The sequence below is a fragment of the Anaerosolibacter carboniphilus genome, assembly GCF_014205875.1.
Taxonomy (GTDB): domain Bacteria; phylum Bacillota; class Clostridia; order Peptostreptococcales; family Thermotaleaceae; genus Anaerosolibacter; species Anaerosolibacter carboniphilus.
The window spans coordinates 54,626-80,828 of the sequence record NZ_JACHEN010000022.1 but is presented as its reverse complement, the minus strand read 5'-3'; the positions used below and the strand labels follow the sequence as shown (position 1 = coordinate 80,828).

24 protein-coding genes are annotated in these 26,203 nt (G+C 38.7%); 2 read left to right on the top strand and 22 right to left on the bottom strand.

The features are described from left to right. Positions 1–273: 273 nt before the first annotated feature. The 12 genes from HNQ80_RS16820 to HNQ80_RS16770 form a co-directional block, all read right to left on the bottom strand. The gene (locus tag HNQ80_RS16820; protein ID WP_184311834.1) at positions 274–1,656 is read right to left on the bottom strand and encodes an MFS transporter; all 1,383 of its coding nucleotides are present in this window, start codon (positions 1,654–1,656) and stop codon (positions 274–276) included. A gap of 178 nt (positions 1,657–1,834) precedes the next feature. After that, positions 1,835–3,199 (bottom strand): uroporphyrinogen decarboxylase/cobalamine-independent methonine synthase family protein, encoded by a 1,365-nt coding sequence (locus HNQ80_RS16815; protein WP_184311833.1) that lies wholly within the window; start codon positions 3,197–3,199, stop codon positions 1,835–1,837. Position 3,200: 1 nt separating this feature from the next. Beyond that, complete coding sequence (locus HNQ80_RS16810) at positions 3,201–3,839, bottom strand: cobalamin B12-binding domain-containing protein (RefSeq protein ID WP_184311832.1); 639 nt, start codon at positions 3,837–3,839, stop codon at positions 3,201–3,203. A gap of 346 nt (positions 3,840–4,185) precedes the next feature. Beyond that, a complete protein-coding gene (locus HNQ80_RS16805; protein ID WP_184311831.1) occupies positions 4,186–5,556 on the bottom strand; it encodes an MFS transporter in 1,371 nt (456 codons plus the stop codon). 56 nt (positions 5,557–5,612) lie between these two features. Next, a complete protein-coding gene (locus HNQ80_RS16800; RefSeq protein WP_184311830.1) occupies positions 5,613–6,977 on the bottom strand; it encodes a uroporphyrinogen decarboxylase family protein in 1,365 nt (454 codons plus the stop codon). Between the two features lies 1 nt (position 6,978). Beyond that, positions 6,979–7,617, bottom strand: a complete 639-nt coding sequence (locus tag HNQ80_RS16795; RefSeq protein ID WP_184311829.1) for a cobalamin B12-binding domain-containing protein — start codon at positions 7,615–7,617, stop codon at positions 6,979–6,981. 345 nt (positions 7,618–7,962) lie between these two features. Continuing rightward, positions 7,963–8,106, bottom strand: a complete 144-nt coding sequence (locus HNQ80_RS16790; RefSeq protein WP_184311828.1) for a hypothetical protein — start codon at positions 8,104–8,106, stop codon at positions 7,963–7,965. 14 nt (positions 8,107–8,120) lie between these two features. Beyond that, positions 8,121–9,275: a uroporphyrinogen decarboxylase family protein gene (locus HNQ80_RS16785; protein WP_184311827.1), complete on the bottom strand. Its 1,155-nt coding sequence runs from the start codon at positions 9,273–9,275 to the stop codon at positions 8,121–8,123. A gap of 297 nt (positions 9,276–9,572) precedes the next feature. After that, a complete protein-coding gene (locus HNQ80_RS16780) occupies positions 9,573–10,940 on the bottom strand; it encodes a uroporphyrinogen decarboxylase/cobalamine-independent methonine synthase family protein (protein WP_184311826.1) in 1,368 nt (455 codons plus the stop codon). Positions 10,941–11,003: 63 nt separating this feature from the next. Beyond that, positions 11,004–11,141 (bottom strand): hypothetical protein, encoded by a 138-nt coding sequence (locus HNQ80_RS25675; RefSeq protein WP_207727063.1) that lies wholly within the window; start codon positions 11,139–11,141, stop codon positions 11,004–11,006. Between the two features lie 125 nt (positions 11,142–11,266). Further along, positions 11,267–12,805, bottom strand: a complete 1,539-nt coding sequence (locus tag HNQ80_RS16775; protein ID WP_184311825.1) for a sigma-54 interaction domain-containing protein — start codon at positions 12,803–12,805, stop codon at positions 11,267–11,269. A 53-nt stretch (positions 12,806–12,858) separates the two neighbouring features. Further along, positions 12,859–13,668: an ATP-binding protein gene (locus tag HNQ80_RS16770; RefSeq protein ID WP_330602917.1), complete on the bottom strand. Its 810-nt coding sequence runs from the start codon at positions 13,666–13,668 to the stop codon at positions 12,859–12,861. A 378-nt stretch (positions 13,669–14,046) separates the two neighbouring features. On the opposite strand from HNQ80_RS16770, the gene HNQ80_RS16765 reads away from it, so the two are divergent. After that, positions 14,047–14,712 (top strand): DUF166 domain-containing protein, encoded by a 666-nt coding sequence (locus tag HNQ80_RS16765; RefSeq protein WP_243183342.1) that lies wholly within the window; start codon positions 14,047–14,049, stop codon positions 14,710–14,712. 66 nt (positions 14,713–14,778) lie between these two features. Here the strand turns inward: HNQ80_RS16765 and HNQ80_RS16760 are convergent, their stop codons facing one another. The 6 genes from HNQ80_RS16760 to HNQ80_RS16735 form a co-directional block, all read right to left on the bottom strand. After that, entirely contained in the window at positions 14,779–16,350 is a 1,572-nt protein-coding gene (locus HNQ80_RS16760) for a methylenetetrahydrofolate reductase C-terminal domain-containing protein (RefSeq protein WP_184311822.1), read from the bottom strand. A gap of 52 nt (positions 16,351–16,402) precedes the next feature. Continuing rightward, on the bottom strand, positions 16,403–17,098 hold the full coding sequence (locus HNQ80_RS16755; RefSeq protein WP_330602916.1) for a cyclodeaminase/cyclohydrolase family protein: 696 nt from the start codon (positions 17,096–17,098) through the stop codon (positions 16,403–16,405). 45 nt (positions 17,099–17,143) lie between these two features. Beyond that, positions 17,144–18,013 carry a bifunctional 5,10-methylenetetrahydrofolate dehydrogenase/5,10-methenyltetrahydrofolate cyclohydrolase gene (locus tag HNQ80_RS16750; protein ID WP_184311821.1) on the bottom strand — a complete coding sequence of 290 codons (870 nt, stop codon included), beginning with the start codon at positions 18,011–18,013 and terminating at the stop codon, positions 17,144–17,146. 82 nt (positions 18,014–18,095) lie between these two features. After that, the gene (locus HNQ80_RS16745; RefSeq protein WP_184311820.1) at positions 18,096–19,766 is read right to left on the bottom strand and encodes a formate--tetrahydrofolate ligase; all 1,671 of its coding nucleotides are present in this window, start codon (positions 19,764–19,766) and stop codon (positions 18,096–18,098) included. 118 nt (positions 19,767–19,884) lie between these two features. Then, positions 19,885–20,523, bottom strand: a complete 639-nt coding sequence (locus tag HNQ80_RS16740; RefSeq protein WP_184311819.1) for a cobalamin B12-binding domain-containing protein — start codon at positions 20,521–20,523, stop codon at positions 19,885–19,887. A gap of 395 nt (positions 20,524–20,918) precedes the next feature. Further along, a complete protein-coding gene (locus HNQ80_RS16735) occupies positions 20,919–21,443 on the bottom strand; it encodes a folate family ECF transporter S component (protein WP_330602914.1) in 525 nt (174 codons plus the stop codon). A 209-nt stretch (positions 21,444–21,652) separates the two neighbouring features. Here HNQ80_RS16735 and HNQ80_RS16730 point away from each other — a divergent pair, with 209 nt between their 5' ends. After that, positions 21,653–21,970 (top strand): DUF6951 family protein, encoded by a 318-nt coding sequence (locus HNQ80_RS16730; RefSeq protein ID WP_184311818.1) that lies wholly within the window; start codon positions 21,653–21,655, stop codon positions 21,968–21,970. 287 nt (positions 21,971–22,257) lie between these two features. On the opposite strand, the gene HNQ80_RS16725 is transcribed toward HNQ80_RS16730, so the two are convergent. From HNQ80_RS16725 to HNQ80_RS16710, 4 genes are all read right to left on the bottom strand, one after another. Beyond that, the gene (locus tag HNQ80_RS16725) at positions 22,258–22,527 is read right to left on the bottom strand and encodes an HPr family phosphocarrier protein (protein ID WP_184311817.1); all 270 of its coding nucleotides are present in this window, start codon (positions 22,525–22,527) and stop codon (positions 22,258–22,260) included. A gap of 66 nt (positions 22,528–22,593) precedes the next feature. After that, a complete protein-coding gene (locus tag HNQ80_RS16720; protein WP_184311816.1) occupies positions 22,594–23,784 on the bottom strand; it encodes a MalY/PatB family protein in 1,191 nt (396 codons plus the stop codon). A 5-nt stretch (positions 23,785–23,789) separates the two neighbouring features. Further along, positions 23,790–24,860, bottom strand: a complete 1,071-nt coding sequence (locus HNQ80_RS16715) for a M24 family metallopeptidase (RefSeq protein WP_184311815.1) — start codon at positions 24,858–24,860, stop codon at positions 23,790–23,792. Between the two features lie 64 nt (positions 24,861–24,924). After that, entirely contained in the window at positions 24,925–26,109 is a 1,185-nt protein-coding gene (locus HNQ80_RS16710; RefSeq protein WP_184311814.1) for a PTS fructose transporter subunit IIC, read from the bottom strand. Between the last annotated feature and the right edge of the window lie 94 nt (positions 26,110–26,203).

The window sequence follows — 26,203 nt, the reverse complement described above, 5'->3', positions numbered from 1 at the left end:
CACTTGTATATACAGGTAGTATAACTGTATATACTTTAATTTAATTATATCAAACGTGCATGGCATGTCAATACATGAACAGACTTTTTGCAAAAATATTCGGAATATTACATTAACACCTTGCAAATCTTTACAAAACCTTATAGACCCTCGTGGATGAATCACGCCATATTTCCTACGTTATACTCTATGCAACCAAGTGATTTATTTATAACCAGTCCCAAAATAATAAAGCGCCTGGAGTAAATTTCCAAGCGCTTGTGGTAATTATTTTTATACAACTTGTGCTTTTCTTTCATTTATTTCAGCCTGATAAGCAACAACTTTTTCCCTTGTCAATCTATAACCGAATGTCATGATGAGTGCAGAGACCAACGCAAATATACCAGGGATAAATAAGAATACAGTATTTACAGCGTTTTTCAATTCCAGTGAAGCTGTTGCTGGATCAGCGCCCACAACAAAACCTGCTGCCGCTAGTACGATGGGTATAATAGTTCCCCTTGATATAACAGCAGTTTTCAAGGATAAGTTCATGAGGCCCATCACAAACGGAGAAGCATTTTTTCCTGTTTTCCATTCACCATATATGGCAACATCTGAATAAAGAGCTACCATTACAGCCGCCAATATGCCAAGGAACGCCCTGGCAATACATACGACAATAAAGAACATGGTGACGTTCATCGCTACAAATTTACATGCAACCAATGATCCTGCAAGACCAAAGAGTCCAACAATCGATGCCGTTCTTAAAGACAAAGCCTTTGCCATGGCGCCGCTTATGTATGATCCAACTACCTGGGCAATAGCGCCCACTAGCAGATACACTGGAAGAAGGGCCATATTTTGTGCAACATAGGTGAAGTAATAGGCTGCTGCTGCAGTCATGATGAAGTTTGTCATGTATCGGAAAAAGTCTCCCACTAACAATATCAAAAGGGGTGGATTTTGGAAGGCCGTCTTTAACATAATGCTAACAGATACTCTTTCTGATTTTCCAGCACCTTGAGATTCATCTTCTATTGGTTCATAACCATCTGTAATCTTAAATACAGTCCAATAACCAATCATCATGGCGAGAGCCATCGTTCCTGCTAATAATGTATAGCCTAACACATCATTGCCGGTAGCTCTGCCTAGAAGTATTGCAAAAGGAGTACCGATATAAGAGAAGAATACCCCTGATAAACTGGTCCAGAAAGCTCTTCTTGATGCTAACAGCCCACGTTCTTCAGGATTATTTGCAAGAAGGGGAATCAAGGAAACATTTCCAACCCATGCAATATTCCAAACGATATGACTTAAAATAAATCCGGCACATACGATGGCTGCTGCAATCGGTTCTGGCCCAATTTTTGTGAACTGGAACATAAACAATAGTACAACAAATGGTGGCGCTATGAGCATCCATGAACGGTTTCGCCCCCATTTTAAAGCTTTTGTACCACTGATGATGGCTCCATAGAATGGAGACAAACAGGCATCAACGATACTTGTAATAGACCCTATGAGAGCAACCATAGGAAGTGAGAACTTTGCCACATTTGTCATGAAGAATACGAAACAATAAAGTTCAACGCTGGTCATTAGTGAGAAGCCAAGATCACCGACACCATAAAAAGTCTTTATCGCCTTACTTAATGGTTTTTTCATAAATTACACGCTCCTTAATATTCATTTATAAGGATTTCAAACTGTGCAAATTTTGTATTCGAAATGGATAGGATCTATTGATTCGTTAACCGCACTGCCAGCTAGAATTCATTGTGGCAGATACACATTCTAAACCGGCAGTGCAGATCCCTTTGAAGCTAGATCTTTTTCCCTAAAATTACAGCAATAGGAACATAAGGAACTGGAATATTCTTTCTTCTGCCCCTTGGAGTTTCTCTTGACCAAAATCAGATACAGTTGGATATAAAGCTTTGTATTCTTCCCAGGTCTTAAAGTATTTACTCTCTAGTTTTCTTGATGGAAGAGCCTTGTAATCATCTTTGTTAAATTGCATACCAGCAGTTTCACCAGCATTGCTGTATACGCCATAATCTCTAACACATTCTGTTACAGCCATGAGGTTTTCCATCTTTATATCTTTTATGGAAAGCGGATTCTTGTCTAAACAGAATATATATTTTCCACCAGGTGCTAGAATATCTATATATTCCTTAGCCTTAGCAACACATTCTTCTTTCGTATGGGTCTTTAGATAGGTTACTGGGAATAACCCTGTAATAATATGTTTCTTACCTAATTTTTCTTTAATCAGTTTAGGATCACCATATTCAAACTGTAATAATGTATCTGTTGGCAATTCATATAAGTAATCAAGATATCGATCCCAATTGTCTTCACAGAAGATTCTACAGTGAATACCCAAAGAAGCATACTCATCTAATAATTTCTTGAAGCTAGGCCACCACAATTTTTCAAAATCCTTCTCACGCATGAAAGTAGGCATATGAAGTGGCAAGAACACATGTGAATAATTGGATACCACTTTCGGCATACCTTTCTTTAATACGATTGGGTAGAGGGCCTCGCAAGCTTCAGCTACTTTTTCAGGCATTCTTCTTACATCCATGCTTACACCCTTGAAGCTTCTCAGTTGGTCTGCCAAGAAGTCAAAGGGTGCTTCTGTAAATCCGCCAGATGCGATGGGTCCACCTGGATAATAGCCATATTTTTCGATCATCTTACCCATGAGTGCTCCGCCAGTCATCATATCAGCATTATAACCGAGTATCGCTTTGGAAAAGCTAATGGCCATATTTACTGGATCATCTAAATTTAAAGCTTTATATTGTCTAGGAATTACTTTTTCCAGTAAGCAGTCATAAGGTTTCTCAATTAAGTAATCATACTCTTCTGGCAGCATTCCCACTACTTCTGGATGCTGAAAGAATCCGTTTGAACCCATGACAAAGGATTGAGAATCCAGTGCCTGATAATAGGATGGATATCTTAAAGAACTTCCACCTGGACAAACATCTGTATACCATGTCTGACAGAGTTTATCTAGCGTTTCTTCTATAATCATGGGATTCCATTGGGCTTCTACAATATCATGTCCACCGAATTCTGCCAGGGCCTCGAAGGGTATACTCATATTCACAGGAACCCTCTTTGGAATCTTGTTATCAAACACATCTCGAAAAATACTTATTCGTTCTTGTTGCAAAGCTTTCACATCACTCATACTACTTCACCCACCCTTGACAGATTTTGATCCCCTCTGCTGCATTGGTCGTAAAGGCATCGGCTCCTACCAATTCACAGGCTTCTTTCGTTACAGGATTTCCACCGATAACGATCTTTATATCATTCCTTAAACCTGCACTGGCTAGCTCATCGATTGTATTTTTCATGGCATCAATGGCTAGTGTTAGAACACCGCTCATCCCTACAATTTGTGGCTTTACTTCTTTTACTTTCTCAACAAATGCTCCTACAGAAACATCGATTCCAAGGTCATGAACCTCGAAACCAGCTGCTTCTGCCATGCTTTTAAATATGTTTTTACCGATATCATGTAAATCTCCTTGTACTGTACCAAGGACGATGGTTCCAGCCTTTTCTGTGCTTCCTGACCCAATGACTGGCTTTAACACATCAATAGCGCTGGTAAGAAGTTCCCCTGCAAAGATCAGATCCCCCACAAAATAGTCGCCCTTGTCAAATAAATCCCCTACAATGGCCATTCCCTGCTGACAAGCATTGACTACCTTCTGTGCCTCTTCTTCACTAGGATTTGTAGCCACAAATTCATTCAGCATGTCTAATACGGCACCTTCATCAAGATCCCCCACCATCTGTGATAGTACTTTACAATTCACCATGATACTTCCCCCTTTTATAGTATAGATTTATGTATTTCGGTCTGTTTCCAAAGGCTGTTTATATACATGTATATACAAACATAAAGCAATTCTTATGCCAAGTACCTGACCTTTGTTAGTTTTTCTGCATCTATTGATATACCTGGTTTTATATGGATCTCCTACATATTCTAATCCTGGAAAAAACAAAATAAGCTGTGGCATAATTACACAGCTTATTTTGGAAAGAAAACGTTTCCTTTACTTCAAGGTTATTGTGGCATAATTACACATGTGGCATTATGCCACAGCAATGTATAGGTCCCATATGATAGTTCATTATTGACAATAGTAAAAAGAAATATTGTTATACGGTGGCTTTTCTTTTGGCGTTTGCTTCCATGTATTCCTGTACTTTCGCGTCATTCAGTCGATAAAATAGCATAAGCACCAATGCCAATGCACAGCATCCAGCAGGAATAATGGAAAGTATCTTCATAAGTCCGCTGACAAAATTAGGTGTAACCTCGACGGTTGTGCTATACCCTATGGATGAAAGTCCAAAACCAATGATTACACTACTTAACGCTACACCAATTTTAATAGGCATTGCGAACATGGACATGATGAATCCACTACCATCTTTTCCAGTCTTATAGTGTCCATATTCGGCTGAATCTAAATACATAGCGGGTCCGATCGCCATTCCAAAGGTTAATGCAAAGCTGGAAATACTAACTAACGCCATATAAATAAATGGATTTGTACCAGCAAGCACCCGTACCAATACAAATGCAACAATCGGAATGATGCATGACAGAAGATAGGTCGGCTTTTTCCCAATCTTTCCAACCACAATGGGTGCTGCTAGGCTTCCCAAGAAGGTTGCACTATTGGTGACAAGCATATATACAGTGATTAATGCCAAATTGCCAATTGCATATTTAAAATAATAGGTGGCCATACCTAGTACGGCAAACATTGCAGCATTTTTAATACAATCTGCCAGCATAATCAATAACAGCTGACTATTTCCGAAGATTTGCTGTACCATTTCTCCAACGGTTAAGCCCATGCTCCCTGCACCGCTTAACTTTTTATTTGGGTCATAGGGATTATATTCTTTTGTCACTCTAAAGACATTCCAATAGCCTAATACCTGTAGGATGGCAAAGATGATCATTGCATACAGGAAACCCTTTCCTTGATCTGTACCTCCGAAGAATACAACGAGAGGCATAAACGCTAAACTAAAAACAATATTCGCAGCTGTTTGAAATTGGGATTTCTTAGCAGAGAGCTTTATCCTGTCTTCAGCGGTTTTTCCCAAAATGCCCAATAAACCTATATGCCCATTAAAGGTAAAGTTAACACATACATGGGCAATCACGTAGCATGTTCCAAGAAAGACTGCCTTTGCAGTTCCAGTCATACTAACATTTGTAAACATTAAGATAAAGAATAGACATGTTATTGGCGGCGTTACCAACAGCCACGAACGGAATTGTCCCCATTTTAATTGTGTTTTTTGTAATATTCCCCCTGTAATCGGTACAGAAACCGCATCCCCTATACGGGCGATAAGTAGAATGGTCCCCATCGTCGCTGCGCTGATCATTGCAATGTCTGTAAGAAAATATGCATAATACGATATTGCAATCATCATCATCATATTAAACGTAAAATCTGCAAAACCATAAATATTTATAATTTTGTTTGGGACTTTTTTATCATCCATATATAGTACCCCCTGTTATTTATAATGGACCATAACACTTCACATGGATTGCTTCATTATATTAATAGGAACATTAAATATTGGAATAGTCTTTCTTCAAAACCTTGTAATTTAGGGGCTCCAAGCTCTGACACATTTGGATGTTGTGCCTTATATTGTTCCCATGTTGTAAAATACTTACTTTCCAATTTTCTTGATGGCAGCGCTTTATAATCATCCTTATTAAATTGCATACCAGCTGTTTCACCCGGATTGCTGTATACACCATAGTCACGGACACATTCTGCCACAGCAAACAGATTCTCTAAGTTGATATCATGGATAGTAAGCGGATGTTTATCAAATCCGAAAATATACTTTCCTCCTAGGGCTAGAATATCGATCATTTCCTTCGCTTTATTCACACATTCTTCCTTTGTATGGGTTTTGAGCATCGTAATTGGATAAAGACCTGTAATGATATGCTTCTTACCTAATTTTTCTTTAATCTGCTTTGGATCCCCATACTCAAACATCAAGGTTGTATCAGTGGGAAGATCATACAGATAGTCAAGATATCTGGTCCAATCGTCTTCACAGAAAATTTGACAGTGGATTCCCATTGAAGCATATTCCTCGAGTAATTTTTTGAAGCTAGGCCACCACAGCTTTGCAAAGTCCTTCTCACGCATGAAGGTAGGCATGTGAAGCGGCAGCATTACGGTTCCGTAATTAGAGATTGTTTTAGGCATACCCATCTTTAACACGATTGGATAGAGGGCTTCACAGGCTTCTGCGACTTTTTCAGGCATTCTCCTGATATCCATACTAATCCCTTTAAAACTCCTCAATTGGTCTGCCAAGAAATCAAAAGGTGCTTCTGTGAATCCGCCTGAACCAAAAGGTGCGCCAGGATAATAGCCGTATTTCTCTACCATTTTCCCTATCATCATGCCGCCTGCCATCATATCCGCATTATAGCCCAACAAGCTTTTTGAGAAACTTAGCATCATCTTTATTGGATTGTTTAGATCAAGGGCTTTGTATTGTCTTGGGATAACTTTTTCAAGCAAGCAGTCATAGGGCTTTTCGATTAAATAATCATACTCTTCTTCCAACATCCCCACTACTTCTGGATGCTGAAAGAACCCATTCGAGCCCATAACAAAAGACTGGGATTCTAGAGCTTGATAAAAGGATGGATATCGAAAAGATCCTATACTCGGGCAAACATCAGAATACAAAACTTGGCAAAGCTTATCTAGCGTTTCTTCCACCATAGAAGGATTCCATTGAGCTTCTACCAAATCAAGTCCACCGAATCCTGCGATCGCCTCAAAGGGCAATGTAATATTTACAGGAACCCTCTTAGGGATCTTGTTATCATAGATATCATGATAATTGCTGATTCTTTCTTGCTGTATGGCTTTTACATCTGTCATACTATTTCACCCACCCTTGACATATTTTTATTCCTTCAGCTGCATTGGTTGTGAAGGCATCGGCTCCTACCAATTCACAGGCTTCTTTCGTTACAGGGTTTCCTCCGATAACAATCTTTACATCATTCCTTAAACCTGCACTGGCTAGCTCATCGATTGTATTTTTCATGGCATCGATGGCTAGGGTCAACACGCCGCTCATGCCAACAATTTGTGGCTTTACTTCTTTTACTTTCTCAACAAATGCTCCTACAGAAACATCAATCCCAAGGTCATGAACCTCGAAACCAGCTGCTTCTGCCATGCTTTTAAATATGTTTTTACCGATATCATGTAAATCTCCTTGTACTGTACCAAGGACGATGGTTCCAGCCTTTTCTGTGCTTCCTGACCCAATGACTGGCTTTAACACATCAATAGCGCTGGTAAGAAGTTCCCCTGCAAAGATCAGATCCCCTACAAAATACTCGCCCTTGTCAAACAAATCCCCTACAATGGCCATTCCCTGCTGACATGCATTGACTACCTTTTGTGCCTCTTCTTCACTGGGATTTGTAGACACAAATTCATTCAGCATGTCTAATACGGCACCTTCATCCAGATCCCCCACCATCTGTGATAGTACTTTTACATCAATCATAAAACTGCCCCCTTTATTGTATAGATTCACGTATTGACGGCATTTAGAACCACCATGTACATGTATATACAAATAAACAGCAATATCTGTGCCAAATATTTCCTAATTCATCCTCTCACCCATTTCCTTTGATTTTACAAAGTTTGATGTTTTTCATTTTATTCTCTTGTTTTAGAAAATAAAAAAAGCTGTGGCACGACTTCACAGCTTTTTTAGTACGATAGAGATCTTTTCTAAGTTCTGACCCTTTTGTATCATTATTACACATGTGACAATACGTCACACTTGTAACTGTTTTACTGCCTTGATCTTTCTCCCCTCTGCTACGGAAGATTTTTTCTTTCCTTACATGAGCAGCGTCATAACGAAACTAAACATCATTTCTTCATAACTCTGTATTTTAGGTGCTATAACAGGTATAAGTTTCTCATCAATTTCTGGATGTTCCTTTATATATTCATCCCAAGTTTTATAATACTTTGTTTCCATCTATATTCCCTCCTTTAATAATTGGCATTTTCAGCCACATAGGATAATACCGCTTGTAAGTTCTCAATATTAACACTATCTGCAGTAATAATATTCTTATCAAAATTGAACATATACTTTCCACCAGGTGCAAGGATATCAATAAGCTCCTTCGCTTTATCAATACATTGTTGTTTGGTACCTGCCTTCAATAAAGAAATTGGATAGAATCCAGTTAGTATATGTTTTTTCCCTAACTTTTCTTTCACAAGCTTTGGATCTCCATACTCAAACATCATTCTGGTATTCTCAGGCAGTTCATACAGATAATCAAGGTAACGCATCCAGTCATGTTCAACAAAGAGATAGGATGGCTGCCCTACAGCCGCTAATTCATCTACTACTTTCTTGAAGGTTGGCCAATAGAATCTTTCAAAGTCTTTATCCCGAATAAAAGGCGCCATATGTAGAGGAATGAAAGTAGCACTGTACTTTGAAGGATTTATAGGCATTCCTGTTTTAATCATCAAAGGTGTAACTGCTTCACAAGCTGCTTCTACCTTATCAGGAATCCTTCTGATATCTCCCGTAATATTCTTAAATCCCCTCAATTGATCTGACATAAAATCAAAGGGAGCTTCACACATTCCTTGAAAGCCTCCTATAGGAGAAAAACCATATCTATCATTCAGTTTTTCAACAATCATTCCTCCATTGATCATTTCATCGTAAAATGCCTTAAAAGCCTTTGCCATTACAAGAGACCTTTGTACTGGATTTGTGTTTAATTCTGTGTAAATCCTTGGCAATATCTTTTCCATAATACAATCATAGGGCGATGCTATAAACTCATCATATTCTTCAGCTTCAAACCCATGGACTTCTGGATGCTGTAAAAAACCACTGGAGCTCATCACAAAATTCCTAGCCCCTAACAATTTGTAATATACAGGATATCTAAATGCCAGTGCGGGGTTCGTATCCGTAATAAAGTCTCTGCACATTTTATCAAATACTTCTTCAAGCGTAGAAGTATCCCACTGAGCTTCTGCTAAATCCTTTCCTGCATACTGAATCGCAAACTCAAAGGATAAAAGCAAGTTGATTGGTACTCTCTTTGGAACCTTACCATCAAATAAATCCGTAAAGATCTGTACTCTTTCTTGTTGTAATGCTTTTACATCGGTCATATTGTTCACCCACCCTTGACAAATTTTTATTTCTTCAGCCTACATCGCACTTATATAGAAATTAATAGCAATTCTTATGCCAAGTATCTCCCATTTGTTTATTTTTTTCATCTATTGATATTACGTGGTTTACATGGCGCCCTGCTCTGTATTGATTTTAGAAAGTAAAATAAAGCGTGGCAAAATACCACACCTTATTTTACTAAAGAAAATGTTTACTATGTTTTCATGATCACTGTGACATAATTACACATGTGTCATATTTTCACAATAATGAATATCACCCAATGATCCCCACTATATTAGCATGAAAATCATTCTAAATATCATTTCTTCGTAACTTTGTAATTTTGAAGCCATAATTGGTTCTATCTTTGGCCCGATTTCAGGATGTCCTACCTTGTATTCTTCCCACGCTTTATAGTAATTAGATTTAAACTCAGGTATTTCAATCGTTTTAGGTTTATTGGCAGACTTATCCTCTGATGCTGCCGCTTCTCCTGGGTTATCATATTTTGCATTTTCAGCCACATACTGAAGTACTGCCATATAATTTTCTACATTTACACTGTCCAAGCTTACAGGGCTCTTATCAAATTCAAAGAAATATTTCCCACCAGGAGCTAAAATGTCAATAAGCTCTTTTGCCTTGTCAATACACTGCTGCTTGGTAGCTGACTGTAGATACGTCAAAGGATAGAAGCCAGAAATAATATGCTTCTTGCCAAGTTTTTCTTTTGCAAGCTTTGGATCGCCAAACTCAAAATAGAGCCTTGTATTTTCAGGGAGCTCATAGAGATAATCCAAATATCTCATCCAATCATGTTCACAGAATATCAGACAAGGCTGTCCTGCGTCTGCCAATGCATGAACCATTTTACTGAATGTGGGCCAATACAGCTTTTCGAAATCACTGTTTCGTAAATAACTGCCCATATGTAACGGAATAAAAGTATGACCATACTTTGAAGGTACAGGCGGTATACCTCTCTTGATTTGAATCGGCAGCATGGCCTCACATGCCTCTTGTATTTTTTCAGGACATCTTTTTACATCCATTGCAATTCCCTTGAAGCTTCTTAAGAAATCCGCCACAAAATCAAAGGGAGCAGTTACTACACTGAAGGATTCTCTAGGAATCACATGAAATCCATATTTTTCAATTAATTTTGCATCTATTTTTCCATATGCCTCTATATAATCAAAGAATGCTTTAAAAGCTTTTGCAAATACGATGGAACGTGTTGTCGGATCTGTATTCAATTCTGGATAGAGTCGTGGAAGTATTTTTTCCATAATACAGTCATATGGATTTTTAATGAATTCATCATACTCACCTACTTCCATACCGATGATTTCTGGATGCTGAATGAATCCGTTGGAACCCATGACAAATCCCTTTGCTCCCAGTATTTGAAGATGGGCAGGATATCTTGAAAATCCCGAAGGGTAATAGTCTGACTTTGACATTTGACACGCTTTGTCTAAGGCCTCTTCCACACCATCTAATGTCCATTGGGTTTCAGCCAAAGGCAGCCCTGCATACTGAATACTAAACTCCAAAGGCAGGTTGGCACGAATGGGCACCCTTTTTGGTATTTTTCCGTCAAATAAATCCTCAAACAACTGCTTTCTCTCTTGTTGAAGTTTCTTTACATCCGACATTGCTATACACCCCTTTTCACTTAGACAGCAATGCATGCATCCTTTATCATCATCCGCTGTTCACTATTCTGCTGATGCTGTCCTTGCATTTCTGTCATGCTTAAGAATGGAAAAAGCAATATTTATGCCAAGTATTGTATCTTCCATTAAAACCCCTTTCGCCTTGATATTCCAATATCTCAGCATTTTCTTTCTTAGCACTTGAAAAAATAATAAAAAAAACAACTGTGTCATCAAGACACAGTTGTTTGATAAAAAGAAAACAATTTGGTATTTCAGATGGTTCTGTAGCAAGATTACACATGTGTCATGCTGACACATCCCTATTATTTCAACTTATATTTTTCAATCTTTCTATACAATGATTTCCGATCAATACCTAGTTTCTTCGCTGCTGTAGAAATGTTCCCGCTTGACTTATTGATGACGGATACAATAATATTTTTTTCGTAATTATCCAATAGGGTGTTTAAATCCTCCGTATTGCTGTATTCAATGAAACTATCCTGTCCAATGCTGACCTCTCCAAAATCACACTGTCTATTCTTTTTATAATAAATATAATTAGGAAAAAGCTCATAGGTTAAGACCGTCTGATTGTCTTCACAAAGAATAACTGCATATTCCAATGTGTTTAGAAGCTCTCGTACATTTCCAGGCCAGTGATACTCCATCAAGGAAGACAGTACATCTGGATCTATACTCTTTATATGCTTTGAAAATCTTTTATTTAATTCCTTTATAAAATGCTGAATAAGTAGAGCAATGTCTTCCTTTCTTTCTCTTAGGGGTGGTATTGTCAACAATACTGTGGATATTCTATAATAGAAATCCTCTCTTAAGATGGATTTTTTCACTGCTTCCTTAGGATCCATGTTGGTTGCACTAATCACGCAGCATTCCACATCGATATCTTTAACACCTCCGATCCTTCTAATCTTTTTCTCTTGAAGTACCCGAAGAAGTTTTGCTTGCATGGCCAAAGGCATGGAATTGATTTCATCTAGAAAAAGAGTCCCCTTCCCTACCTGTTCAAATAATCCTGACATATTTTCAGCCCCTGTAAATGCCCCTTTTACAGTACCAAACAATATGCTTTCAATAAGGGATTCAGGTACTGCTGAGCAGTTTAATGCAATGAAAGGTTCATGGGAGTATAAGCTTTCATTGTGAATACCTTGGGCAAACATTTCTTTTCCGGTTCCCGTCTCCCCGTAAATGAGTATGTTGGCATTATAATTCGAAAACCTTCTCGCTTTATCCTTACAGCTCGTAATCGCTGCACTGGTGCCTATGATATCATTTAGGGTAAACCTACAGCCATTCATGCGTTTCTTCTCATTGTTCTTTTTCGTCATGTTCCGCTGAATTTCATAGGTTTGCATGATAAATGAATCCAATGTGGTAATATCTCTCCCCGTATAATAGAAGGCTTTACATTCACCATCTTCAAAGTATGGATAAAAACCTGCTATGATATGAAATTGTTTCCCAGCCTTTGAACTGCCAATCATTTTTACATTTTTTATGGGTTTTTTTAATCTGATGATTTGCTGTTTGTTAAAGGTGAAGCCTATGGGAGGATTCCATAGGTCATTTTCATGCTTCCCGATGACCTCTTCTTTTTTCCATACATCATATTTTTCGTTAGCCTTTGAATAAATAATGACTCTTCCCTCTGAATCAACAGCACGGACGCCTTCATACATATTGTCCAGCATATCATCCATTAGGTTCACTTTGAATCTTAAATCTTTATTCTCTTCCGCCAGCCGTTGGTTATCCAACCTTAATTCTTTGCTTTGCTGTATCTGTTCCGCTAACATTTCCTCCAATTCTCTTATCCGTAATTGCAATTCCTTCAATTGAAAATCACTCCTTAAGAGTTCATAGAGTATTTAGGACAGTACCTCTTCCTTTATAAACCTAATTTTGCAATGATTTCTCTTATTGCCTGTCTGGATACAGCATCTTCGGGTAACTTCACCAATGGTTTCCCACTCGAATCATATTCATAGATCATGGGATCCATTGGTACAACCCCGATTAGTTCTAATCCTTGCTTTTCTATTTCTGCTTTTATTCCTTCATTTAATTCACCCTGTGGTGCTCGATTTACAATAAGATATACTTGTGGTATCTTTAGTTTTAATTCGTCAATTAATTTCCTAATCCTTCCTGCTGCTTGAATTCCTCTGGTAGAACAATCACTGATCAACAGCAGGGTATTGATATCTCTTACAGTCCCCCGGCTTAGATGCTCCATCCCTGCTTCATTGTCTATGATAAAATATTTATAGTTCTTTGTTAAAATATCTAATTGGCTTTTTAGCAACCCATTTACATAGCAGTAACAACCCTCACCTTGGGTTCTACCCATTACCAGCATATCATAGCCATTTCCTTCTATAACCGCAGTATTTAGTCGAAGTTTCATGTAGTCCGCCTTTGTCATCCCTCCTGGAAATCCACTGCCCGACGCTTCAGCCTTATTGATTTCTTCCTTTATTTCACCAATGGTTACCTCCAGTTCTTCCCCCAGCACTTCGTTTAGATTGGCGTTAGCATCTGCATCCACAGCAAGAATCGGCTCCTCGCCTTTTTTTACTAGATAATCAATCAAAAGTCCTGTCAAGCTTGTTTTCCCTGTTCCACCTTTTCCTGCCACCGCTATTTTATAACCCATACTGCATCCCCCTTCTTCTAATTGTTTTTTTGTTAGTTTCATTTTATCTTTTTGGGATGCCTGTTTCAATTCAGAGTATACATTTTAAACTTCAAAATATTAAATGCCTTAAGCATATCGATTGAAAGGAATTTCTTCAATAACCTAGAATCATTCATTTATAGAGATCTATTTTCATAGAGTATGAATGATCGAACTTCTTAAATCGCTAAACAGTCTATCCTATCAAAATGAAAGGTTGATAGAATGAAAATCACAATCGTCTATTCTCAGAAAAGCCATATGCTGCCTCAAAATATATTCCAAATGAAGACTGATACAAGGTTTGCCAATATTAAATTTATTCCTCACATGCAAAATTCAAAGCTTGCATGTAATCTTTGCGGGAAAAAATGCCATTGGTGCAGGGGGGCATACCAATTGGATTTTTCCAATTTTATTGAAGAAATGATCGGTCTGCCTGATTTATATCCCATTTACCTTGATGATCCTCTTGCGTACCTTCCCAAAGCATTTAAAGAGAGTGATGTATTTGTATGTCTTGGTATTCATGAGGATATTTTGATTGAGCTGCCTAAAATTATTGCTAAAAGTAATGGGAAAGCTCTCCTAGTTCCCTGCGAAGGTGCCGATTGGGTATCCAGATGGGTTCGGGAGAAAGCGATCGATGAATGTGAAAAGTATGGGCTCGCATACGATTTTCCAAAACCTTTTTGTAGTATGACAAAAGGCAAATTTGAAATTCTAAATCAATTTATGGATACCTTTAGAATTGGAAAGCCCAAGTTTCGCCTCTACGTAAATTCGGAAAATATTATCGTAAAAGCTGAAGTAATACAGTCTGCCCCCTGTGGAAATGGGTATAATGTTGCGAAACACCTCATAGGTGCCCAATTAGGGGAAGAAGCAAAAAAAGTAGTAGCCAAAGCATGGCATAGCTTCCCATGCATGGGCGGCATGACAATCGATCCTGAACTTGGTGATACGATCCTCCATATCGGAGGCTATTTGCATTATAGTGCATTGGAGAATGCTGAGATTTTTCCTACCAATACAATGAATTCATCATCTGTATTCAAAAAATAATATATTTAAAATAGGAAAAGGATCGGAGGTAGGTCCACTGCCCCCGTATCCTTTTGATAAGATTTATTATTCGGCATAACTCTTAGCTTCTTCTTGTTCTTCCACATCTTTTCTGTAATTATAATCTCTTCCAGCGAAGAAGTTTAACCAGGAGGATGTCCTATATAAATCCCAGTTCACAGGAGGTATGTAACCTTCTTTCATGGTACCTTCCTTTCCAGCATTTTTAAACTTTTCGTACATCGTTACATAGATGCATTTCTGCTTTTCAGGATAGACCTCACACCATCCATCACGACTACCGCCACAGGCTCCGTTTCTCTGGTGCTTCGCGCACTGAGACATTGGGCAGGTATAGGCAAGTTCATGCATGACACAATCTCCACAGAAGCGGCATTCAAGCATTATGCTTTTTGACCAGTACTCCATTTTGGTAAACGGTTTTTTCATAGAGGATTTATCTATTTTTTTTGCAATTTTTTTGATCATAGGGTAAAGGGGCGCTTTTTCACTCAGTGCGAGATGATGCACCATGCTAAACATGACATCTTTCATGGTAGACTTAGCTCTAGCACCAGTTGTGCTTCTATCCACGATCTTGTTGGTATTTAAACCCGTCACAGGATCCTTTTCGAAGAAATAGAATCCATTATCTTGAGGATAATCGAATTCCGCTACATAATCCAGCCAATTGGCACTTAGCTCTTCACCCTTTTCAATTATATGCTTTACATCGGTATAACCGATTCCATGTCCTGCAATGGTTACTCCATTGTATTTTAATCCTTTAAAGATGGCATAGAGCTTCGCAGATCTTAATAATTGTTGTTCCTTTACATTTCCCTTGGCTTTTTCAGCTTCTAAGTCTGCAACCATCTTATCCGTAACGACACACCCTGGAATAAGGTTTTTATTCATCATCTTCGCTACAGGTAAAGACAGTACAAATATATTGCCTACCAAAGGCGTTTTTAAGTTGTACCAATCCATATACCGCTTCAGCTCATCAAACTTTCTTGCGTCATATCCCAATTGAGTCACAATAAACTGGGCACCCTCTGCAATCTTTTTATGCATTTTATAATATTGCGCCATCAATTCAGCTTCCTTTGATTTAAAAGGAGACACGACTGCACCGGCAAAGAAATCCGTATTTTGAAGCTTTTTAGAGCCTTTATGGGCTGGTATTTCAAATCCATTATTCATCTTTCTAATAAATCTTAAGGCCTGCACCGCATCAAGGTCAAATACTGGTTTGGGCCGACCTCCGAACCCCTCCGTCGTATAATCTCCAGTCATCACCAGCAGATTTGGAAGGCCTGATCTGGCAAGGGCATGGAGCTCACTTTCTATGTCATTTCTATTTTTATCTTTACAGGTAAAATGTATCAGTGTTTCAATCCCTAGCTCTTTTGCTTCAAGGGCTAAAGGATAGGGCAGTATAGCAGGCTTTCCACTTGGGTTATCCGTTAGGGTGATGGAGTTAATTCTAGAATCCCTAGCAGCCAGTTCAGCCATCTGAGCAACACTTTCCTGAGCCTCTTCTCGTGCACCCCTGCCTGGAACCAATTCCCACGTAACGGACATTTGTTCCGGATCGAGCAATGCTTCTCGGAAAGAGAGTTTCCTTGTTGACATAATATTCCCCCTTTGAACGATATGCCACTGTGAAACTTGTCAATTATGTATACTATTCTGCTGTAAGTAATTCTTCAACATATTGTAATATTTGATCAGCTTTCCCTATTCCTTCATTTTCAATTTCACGCAGCTGACATTCAATATCATTTTTCAGTACGCTGTCTTTCATCATTTTTGTATTGATCAAAACGTTCAGTTTCGCCCCCTGCAGCGCCGCCTTGCAAAATGCGACACCGACACCAACATCACTGATAGCAATACGTGTACCTTTTTGTGCATATTCCCCATGTAAATCGATGGCTTTTAAACAATAGCGAGCAATATCTAGTGGAACTATTGTCGCCCCAATGATAGCCTGCTGCAGCTTCTCATCCTTCTCTTTTTTTTCTTCTTCTGTATTTTGAGGTAATCCATATGCTTGGGATAGGGGGTAGAATACTTCAGCATCCCTTGCAACAAGATCTTTTAGCTGAAGAATAATCTCTTCGGATTTTCCCAATAATTCATGAATGTCTTCTTCCACATCTTTATATTTCTTTTTCCCCAGGGTAAGGTTTCCTACCATACTACCCAAGGCCATCCCCAGGGCGCCCACATAAGCGGATGCTCCACCACCACCTGGTACAGGAGATTTTGATGAGAGTTCTTGTAAAAAATCATCACAGCTTTTCTCCAGCAAGGGTATCCCTCCCAATTCGTTAAAGAAGGCAGTATCTATTTCCTGCCTTCTCTTCTCATGGTCCATTTTGACTCCGTCTACCGTCCTAATCTACTTTTGCAATTCATATTTTTATGCATTCACACTATATGACTGCACGAACGTTTCACATGCTTCTACCACATGACTTAATAGTATGGTAGTGGTGATAATTCCTATACCACCTACTGTAGGGGTGATGGCTTTTACCTTGTCAAAAACCAAGTCATAATCCACATCTCCACAGATTTTTCCGTCCTCTGTGACATTAATCCCTACATCTATAACAACAGTATTTTCATTGAAATAGTTGTCTTTTATCAGTTTTGCCTTTCCGATAGCTACAATGACAATATCTGCTTTCGTTGTAAAAGCTGCCACATCTTTTGTGTATATGTGACAAAAAGTCACCGTTGCCTTTTCTTCTATAAGAAGTAATCCCAATGGCTTACCTACAACCAAACTACTCCCTACCATAGTGATATTGGCCCCTTCTAAAGGAATGTTATAGTATTTAAGCAATTCTACAACCGCTTTAGGCGTACAAGGTGCTATTCCCTTCACATTGGTTTCCAACACCTTTTGTAGATTTACAGGATTCATACAGTCGATGTCTTTCATAGGGTTTATAACATCTCTAATGACCTCTAAATCAAGATGCGCCGGCAGCGGCCTGAAAAGCATAATACCATGAATATCATCATTGGTATTGGCCTGCTCAATGACAGCGATGAGATCTTCTTGTGAAACATCTACAGGCAGGCATTTTACAAAGCTTCGAATGCCAAGAATCTCACAATTTTTTAGTATGCTTTTTTCATAAGAAATATCATCTTCCCGTTCACCCACACGAATGATGAGCATCGTTGGTGTATTTCCATCCTCTTCAAGCAATGCTACTCTCTTTTTGATATCTTCCCTCAAGTGCTGTACTACTGGTTTACCATCTAATTTAACGCCCACTTCAGTTCCCCCCAATAATCTCTCGTAATGCTATTTTTTTTACATTAAAACAATTCTCATCATATATTTATTTATGTACAGATTATGATAGACCGATAATTTCTCCATCCTCTGTAATATCCATACCATTGGCTGCAGGAACCTTTGGAAGACCAGGCATCGTCATAATTTCTCCAGTTAATGCCACTAGGAAACCTGCACCTGCTGATACCCTGACCTCTCTAACCGTTACTTTAAATCCAGTTGGCGCACCAAGGAGGGATGGATTATCAGAGAATGAGTATTGGGTCTTCGCCATACAAATCGGCATTTTATCAAGTCCTAGCTTTTTGATATTTGAAATTTGCTTCTTCGCTTCTGGTGTAAATTCTACACTGTCCGCCCTGTATATTTCAGTTGCAATTTTTGTGATCTTTTCTGGAATTGTTCCTTCCACATCATATAGGGGCGCATAGTGGCTTTCTTTGCTCTCACAAATCTCAACAACCTTTTTGGCAAGGTCAACGCCGCCTTCTCCACCTTTTGTGAATACTTCAGATAGTACAACCTCTACTCCATATACACTGCATTTTTCTCTTAAAAGGTTAATCTCTGCTTCTGTATCTGTTGGAAATTTGTTGATTGCAACCACCACTGGCACACCAAACTTGGCAACATTTTCAATATGCCTTTCGATATTTTCAAATCCCTTGGCAAGGGCATCAAGATTTTCAAAGCTAAGTTCGTGCTTCGCAACACCACCATGCATTTTAAGAGCTCTTACTGTAGCTACGATTACGGCGGCATCTGGATGCAGACCTGCAAATCTGCACTTGATGTCGAAGAACTTCTCAGCTCCGAGATCAGCACCGAATCCTGCTTCTGTCACAACATAGTCAGCTAACTTTAGTGCCACCTTTGTAGCCATGACGGAGTTGCATCCATGGGCAATGTTTGCGAATGGCCCACCATGGATAAACGCTGGTGTATTCTCAAGGGTCTGAACCAAGTTTGGCTTGATGGCGTCTTTCAGAAGCAGTGTCATCGCACCTGTTGCTTCCAAATCTCCCGCTGTAACCGCCTTCCCGTCTCTATCATATGCAACAACCATCCTCGAAAGCCGGTTCTTTAGATCTGAAAGACTGTCTGCGAGGCAAAGGATGGCCATGATTTCCGATGCAACCGTTATATCAAATCCACCTTGTCTAACAAAACCATCTCCCTTTCCACCTAGACCCAGCACTAAGTTCCTTAGAGCTCTATCATTCATGTCGAGCACCCTTCTCCAAACCACTCGCTTTGGATCGATATTTAATTCATTCCCCTGATGGAGGTGATTGTCTAATAAAGCTGCGAGAAGGTTATGGGCTGAGGTAATGGCATGGAAGTCTCCCGTAAAGTGGAGATTGATATCATCCATGGGCACAACTTGGGCATATCCACCGCCAGCAGCTCCTCCCTTTACACCGAAGCATGGTCCAAGGGAAGGTTCCCTTAAAGCTGTAATTGTCTTTTTCCCTATCTTGTTTAATCCCATAGACAGGCCCACATTCGTTGTTGTCTTTCCCTCTCCTGCTGGCGTTGGATTGATTGCCGTAACCAAAACCAATTTCCCATTCGGTTTGTTTTCAAGTCTCTTTAATACATCCAGAGAAACCTTTGCCTTATATTTGCCATAAAGCTCCAGTTCATCTTCCCCAATTCCAAGATTTTTCGCCACGTCCATGATCGGAAGCATCTTGGCTTCTTGCGCAATTTGTACATCTGTCTTCATAAAAATCCCCCTTCTTTGATCATTATGAACAACTTTTCTTGATAAAACATTTGCTGCTGGTAATATATCTATAAACAGCCGCGTTCTCTCCTGCTGTAAAGATCCCGCATCTGCTATATTAGCACACCCACCCCTGGCATATTTTGATACCTTCTGCTGCATTGGTGGTGAAGGCATCGGCCCCTACCAACTCACAGGCTTCTTTCGTTACAGGGTTTCCACCGATAACAATTTTAATATCATCCCTTACACCTGCAGTCTTCAGTTCATCGATTGTATTTTTCATGGCATCAATGGCTAGGGTTAGAACACCGCTCATACCTACGATTTGTGGTTTTACTTCCTTTACCTTTTCTACGAAAGCATCCACAGACACATCAATGCCAAGGTCATGAACCTCGAAACCAGCTGCTTCTGCCATGCTTTTGAAAATGTTCTTTCCGATGTCATGCAAATCTCCTTGTACTGTACCAAGGACGATGGTTCCTGCCTTTTCTGTGCTTCCTGATCCAATGACTGGTTTTAACACATCAATGGCACTGGTAAGAAGCTCCCCTGCAAAAATCAGATCCCCTACAAAATACTCACCCTTGTCAAACAAATCCCCTACAACTGCCATTCCCTGCTGACATGCATTGACCACCTTTTGTGCTTCTTCTTCACCAGGATTTGTGGCTACAAATTTGTTTAGCATGTCTAGCACGGTCCCTTCATCAAGGTCTCCAACAGCTTGCTTTAATGCACTTAAATCCATCATACGTTCATATCCCCCTTATTCATTATTTTTTATGTCCTACTCATCCTTGAAAATCCGAATTATGATATCTACGAAACGCCATCAGCATATGCTGCATATTATGATTTCAAATATAAGAAAACACAAAAACGTTTTCCATCAACAGGAATAAGCATAACTCGAATCAGCGTTCTAAGAATCATTCATTTTCATTTGTCTATCATGTTTTATTCATTTACACTTCACACAAAACCTGTATATACATGTATCTAACTGTTATAACTTTAGCTTAATTATATTCAATCAATCAAAACATGTCAATATATCAAGAGGCGTTTTTTTGAAATATTCAAAATATTATATATATCAATAAAAAACCTTGCTGACCAATCACAGCAAGGTTTTTCCCAATCTATTTAAGCATTTACACCCTTCGTAGCATAATTAAAATCCAGACGACCTACCGTATAGTTCCAAACAATATGGATCATTGGTATCTGTATAGGAATCATGACCAAACACTTAATAATTCTAGCTGGTAACAGGGCGATGAATCCCTTTCCTGTTAGGATCATAAGCCACACCGTATCCAGTCCGAGATTTATAACGATCGAAACAATGATGGCAGAAATGCTGATGCGAACTAAATTCTTAGGTTTTTTATACAGCACCACACCATAAATGACACCACTTAGAAAAGCAGTTAGGGTAAATCCAGGGAAGTATGCACCTCCTGATGGAAAAACCATCATTCCTATGATGTCCGCCAATGCAGCGGCTACCCCTCCGAAAATAGGGCCAAACATCATCGATGATATGGCGATGGGTAGAAAAGTAAACCCGATTCTCACAATTGGCGTTTGGACAGAAAGAAAACGAGTAAGTACAACTTCCAAAGCAATAAACAGGCTCAAAAATACCATTTTTCTTACGTTGCTCACATATGTCACCTCCCTTCTGCACGGCAACGCCTATTCATAAAACAAAATTTAAAATTTCATAAAATATAAATACCCAATTTCTGGATTTCCATTTTGTGTTTAATCATAACATCAAAATCGAAAAAGAGTCAATATTAAAAATTTTCTTGCTTTCCCATCGATTAATGCCATAATGTAATTAAATAGGATTTACGAATGGAGGTATTCTTATGTCAACAGTAATTGTTCATCCTGGCGTTTGTGGTATGGAAGCAAAAATTGTCGTCCATAAAAAAGACAGAAAAACATCAGAAATCCATATTGAATCCAAATGCAATCATATCAATCAAATGGCTGAAGAATTAAAGGAGCTGAATGGAATGAATGAATGCTTTTCTAAATTTTCATCCTCTCTGGTATATCAAGTAACAGATAAATACTGTAAGCATTTAGCCTGCCCCGTGCCATCGGCTATCATAAAAGCAATCGAAGTTGAAATGGGATTGGCTTTACCTCGAAATGTGGAAATGATTATTACAAAAGAATAGTCAAATTTGGATCCATATGCAGCTTAGACAGGTTAAGCTTCCCTTTATTATAACTAGACTTTCGTTTTACTGGCCTATTATGTCACCACCAACTGAGTATATTGCTTAGAAAGCTGAAAAAACCTTAAAAGCATACTCTGAACATCTTGCTTGTACAAGGTGTTATGAGCATGCCTTTAAGGTTTTTTTGTATATTTATACACTCAAAATCAAATAGGCTATTTCTTTAAACGTATGTTTTTTTCAAATATTATTGTATAACATTAAAATTCTTCTAGATTGTCTATTTACAAAGCCTCACCAAACTTAGATTCAACTAATTTTACTAACGTCTCCACAGCTTCCCTCTCATCTTCACCTTCCGCCGAGATTTGAATCTCCGTACCAACGGTTATACATAAAGAGAGAATACTTATCAAAGACTTTGCATTGGCTGCTTTGCCATTTTTAAAAATCGTAACTTCTGATTTAAATTTAGTTGCTGTGCTAAGAAATAAAGAAGCTGGTCTTGCGTGCATTCCTGTTTCATTCATAATCGTGGCACTTTGTGATGTCATATGTAACCCTCCTTGTTGATCTACTTGTGTAACTTCCTTAATTCTACTTTTGTCGAAAATAATCTATTAGATACTACTCATATCACGGACACATCTTTCTATCCTACTCAAGGCTTCAATAATGTTTTCTCTCTGGGTTCCTAGATTTATTCTGATCCATCCTTCTCCATCACAAACAAAGTTTTTACCGTTTTCTACTAAAACCCCATACTTGGAAGCTAAAATATTCGTTAGTATTGTAGAAGATAAGCCTAGTTCACTTATATTTATCCATGCCAAATAGGAAGCTTCCATTTTCATTACTTTTATCGCTGGAATTCTTTTTTCTATATAACTTTCTAAGTATTCATAATTTCCTTTTATATATACCGTAACTTCTCGCAGCCACTGCTTACTATATTTGTAAGCTGCTATCAATCCCAAGATTCCAAATACATTTGGTGAAGTGATAGAATTTTTATCCAGTTGCTTTTTAAAATTTCTCCTTATTTCATCATTTGGAATGATGGTATAGGAAGTTTTCAGCCCCCCTAAATTAAAGGCTTTGTTCGGTGAAGTCAACAGTATCACATTATCGATTAAATCTCTGTCTAGAGATAGGATAGAGGTAAAGTCTCCATATAATGCTTGTTCTCCATGGACCTCATCTACTACAAGAATGGTGTTGTGTTTTTTACAGAGTTCTGCTGCCCTGTACAATTCCTCTTTACACCATATTCTGCCCGATGGATTATGGGGTGAACATAAGAAATAGAGCCGCGGTTTTTCTTCTTTCAGCTGCATTTCTAATCGTTCAAAATCTATATAGTATCGATTCGCTGCGATAGATAAAGGATTGTATATACACACTACGCCTTGCTTATCAGCCGCTTTATGAAAAGGGTCATAAACTGGCGTATTCAGTAATATCTTGTCATCCTCACTGCAAAAAGCTTGAATGACGTAATGTATTGTCGACACAGTGCCATAGGTAAGGGTGATAGCCTCCCTGCCCACCTCCACATGGTGCATATGTCTTTGCCAATCTATAACCGCCTCATAAAATTCATCATACACATAGGTATAACCAAAAGTCCCTCTTTGCACTGCTCTAAGAAAAGTATTGGCTATAGTTCCAGGCACTTTGAAATCCATATCTGCAATCCAAAGAGGAATAAAATTATCAGGTACTTTTCCAAAATGTTCTTCTATGATACTTCTATCCCATTTGCGGCAGTGCTCACTTATCCGATCTACTTTTTCATTAAAATCATACATGTGCATTACCCCTTTACGATCATCAGATCTCTACTGCTTTTCGTTAAGACAACACAGGAATTTTTATTTACTAACACATCATCCTCGATTCTTACGCCTCCAATGGATGGAATATAAACTCCGGGCTCCACTGTAACAACCATTCCTTCTTCAAGGACCACTGGGGAACCTGGTGACAAGTCAGGATGTTCATGGACCATGATTCCGATGCCATGGCCTAAATTATGTCCGAAGTATTCTCCCCATCCTGCTTCTTTAATTATATTTCTAGCAATTGCATCTATTTCTCCTGCCGTAACCCCTGCTCTAATATTCTGAACAGCTGCCTCCTGGGCCTTTCGGACGACTTCATAAATTTCTTTTAGCTGACGATCTTTAACATATCCCATGGCAAAAGTCCTTGTCATGTCAGAACAATAATTGTTGAAATTTACGCCAAAGTCAATCGTTACAAATTCACCTGTTTGGATTATTTTGTCAGACGCCTTCCCATGGGGAAATGCGCCTCTCTCTCCAGATGCAACGATGATATCAAAGGACTCCTTTTTTCCTCCACATTCTTTTATCATTCTTACAAGTTCGTTCTCTACCTGACGCTCTGACATGCCAGGTTCTATATATTCAAGAATATGGGAATACACTTTGTCCCCTATCAGTGCCGCTTCCTCTATCATTTTGATTTCTGCTTCACTTTTTAAACTTCTTAAAGACTTTAAAGAAATGGAGATCATCAAAGCTTGCAACTGCATATTTAAACAAAAAAATGTATCAAAAGTGATGTGCTCCCCTTCAAATCCTAATTTTTGAATATCTTCTTCCCTGATAATCCTATTTAATATATTTTCAAGGGTGTTTATTTTTGAAGTTTCAATCACTATAAAATCTTTTGCATTTTCTTTGACTTGGGCATAGTATCTAGCATCCACTATAACATATTGAGATTTGTTGGTTACAAACACATATCCTGATCCACTATAGAGGTTTGCTAAATAAAATTTATTATATGGAGAAGCTATAAGTATGGCATCCAGCTCATTGATTTCTAGTAGTTTCCTTAGATTTGAAAGTTTCGTCATAAGAGCACCTTCTTTTTATTGAAGGGTTGACTATGCTAGTCAACCCTTCATCCATGTATTTCTATTAATCTTCTATGACCTCTAATTTACCGTCTTTGATTAACTTATTTCTATAGAATACATTCACGACGGCAATAAATGATGCGCCAACGATGAGTCCAGCTATGTACACACCTAAATTGCTCACCAAAGGCCACGCCCATATTGCAGATTCTGGGAACCATTGAACAGCTCCTAATAGAACAGCTGTTAAAGCACCGATTACAGATCCCACTACATAAAGTGGAATTGTAAAACCTGGTCTTTCCAAAGCAAAAGGTATTGAACCTTCCGAAATCCCCATAAAGCCTAAGAAAATAGCTGTTTTCCCAGCCTCATGGAATTGTTTGTCATATACCCTTCTGCCAACTAATCTTTTATCAATGATTGCTGATAATCCAAGACCAAAGGATGGTGTTACGATGGCGATACATCTCGCTGTTATTGGAAGTACTTTTTCTGTTGTAAAGCCTAGGGCTACAAAGCCTGCTGCCTTATTAACAGGTCCTCCAAGGTCAAAGGCTGTAGTCGCTGCTAGGGCAATGGAATATGCGATTTGGCCCGCACTTCCAGCTGCTTGTAGTCCTGATCGAATAAGGGTGTTGATCCAACCTCCAAATGGTGTTACGATAAATACCATTGCGATCATACAAAACAAAGCGGATAATAACGGAACTAGAAAAGTAGCTTTGAAAGCCAGCCAATTGTGAGGCAGTACAATCTTCTTATTCAACCATTTCACAAAATACCCAATAGCAAAAGCAATAATGATTGCACCAAGGAACCCTGAAGGTACTGGCGCTTTTGCTGCCCATTGTCCCCCGTCTAAAGCCAATAATGCAATGGGCTTATTCGCAACATAACCGCCGATAAAACCTGCTGCTAAGGCCGTTTTTCCACCTATGGAATTTGCTGTAAATGCTGCAAACATAGGAATTGCAAAACCAAACAAAGTAAACCCGAAGCTTTCCATTGCAGATGCCAATTTTAGCATGCTTAAGGATGTATCTGTAAATTGCCCTGAGTTCATGGCATCTACAATAGATTGTGATGCATCAATTTTTAAGAATACGTAGGGAATCATCTGAGAAAATGCACCTATAAGTCCTCCCATGATAAGAATAGGAATCATATAAGAAATACCTGTCATAACATGCTTGCTAAATTCTCTCCAAATAGAAGTACCGGGTTTTTTTACACTGATTGTCATATAAATCCCTCACTTTATTTTTTGATTCTCATATTGTACTTATGAACATAATGGGTTATATTCTATTATAGGTAGTGCTTAAACCTCCTCATTT